The sequence below is a fragment of the Protofrankia sp. Cr1 genome (assembly GCF_963555865.1).
In the GTDB taxonomy this organism is placed as follows: domain Bacteria; phylum Actinomycetota; class Actinomycetes; order Frankiales; family Frankiaceae; genus Protofrankia.
In genome coordinates this window covers 6,662-7,521 of sequence record NZ_CAUVXO010000268.1, presented here as the reverse complement: position 1 = coordinate 7,521, position 860 = coordinate 6,662, and the positions used below count along the sequence as shown (strand labels likewise).

General features: G+C 65.9%; 1 protein-coding gene. It reads left to right on the top strand.

The window, feature by feature from the left end; all coding sequences use genetic code 11:
- Nucleotides 1-134 precede the first annotated feature (134 nt).
- Nucleotides 135-809, top strand: coding sequence for a DUF402 domain-containing protein (locus tag U9980_RS18615; RefSeq protein WP_322753280.1), 675 nt, complete (start codon nucleotides 135-137; stop codon nucleotides 807-809).
- Nucleotides 810-860: the final 51 nt, after the last annotated feature.

The window sequence follows — 860 nt, the reverse complement described above, 5'->3', positions numbered from 1 at the left end:
ACGCAACCCCTACCGCCGCACCCTCCACAACACACGGGACGACCCCGGCGAAGATCTCTTCGGCGGCATTCCCTGACACCGGGTGGTAGCGGGAAGCGGGTGTGAAGCCCTTAGATATGGTCTAGGCCGTGACCATGGTGGATGTCGCATTTGAGCCCGGACAGCCGATCCTGCACCGGATGTTCACCGGAGACGCCCTGGTTCTCGTCCGCTCGGCTATCGTCGTCGGCGATGACGAGCGTGGCCTGCGGTTGTGGATTCCCCACGGTGGTCCCATCGCGATCAGGATGAGTCAGGACGGCCGTGGCATCCGCGACATGCCCTTCGCCGAATGGGTGCGTCAACCCACCGAGCTGACCACGACCGGATGGCACGGTCCGAACATCTTCATGCTGATCCCACCGCGGCAGGCGCATTCGGTGTGGTGGTTCTGGGACGCTCGCAGCGCCTTTGCAGCCTGGTACGTGAACCTCGAAGAACCCGTCGCCCGCTGGCGCGACGGCGACAGTGCGCTCGCCGGAGTCGACGGCTGTGACCACGACCTCGACATCTGGGTCTATCCGGACCGCAACTGGGAGTGGAAGGACGAGGACGAACTCGACGAGCGCCTCGCCTTCCCCGAGCACTACTGGGTGACCGACGCAGCAGCGGTACGGGCCGAGGGCGAAAAGGTGGTCGGACGCGTCGAGGAGGGACGGTTTCCGTTCGACGGCACCTGGTGCGATTTCCGCCCCGAACCGTCCTGGCAGACGCCGACCGCCCTGCCCGCCGGCTGGGACCGGCCGCGAATCCGGCGCACCGGAACCTGACATCCGCTCCTGGCTCCGGCACGGTGCCTGATGTGATCATCAACCGATCTT

Excerpts from the sequence above, each read along its gene's own strand:
- U9980_RS18615 (WP_322753280.1), top strand. The coding sequence starts at position 135 with ATGGTGGATGTCGCATTTGAGCCCGGACAGCCGATCCTGCACCGGATG.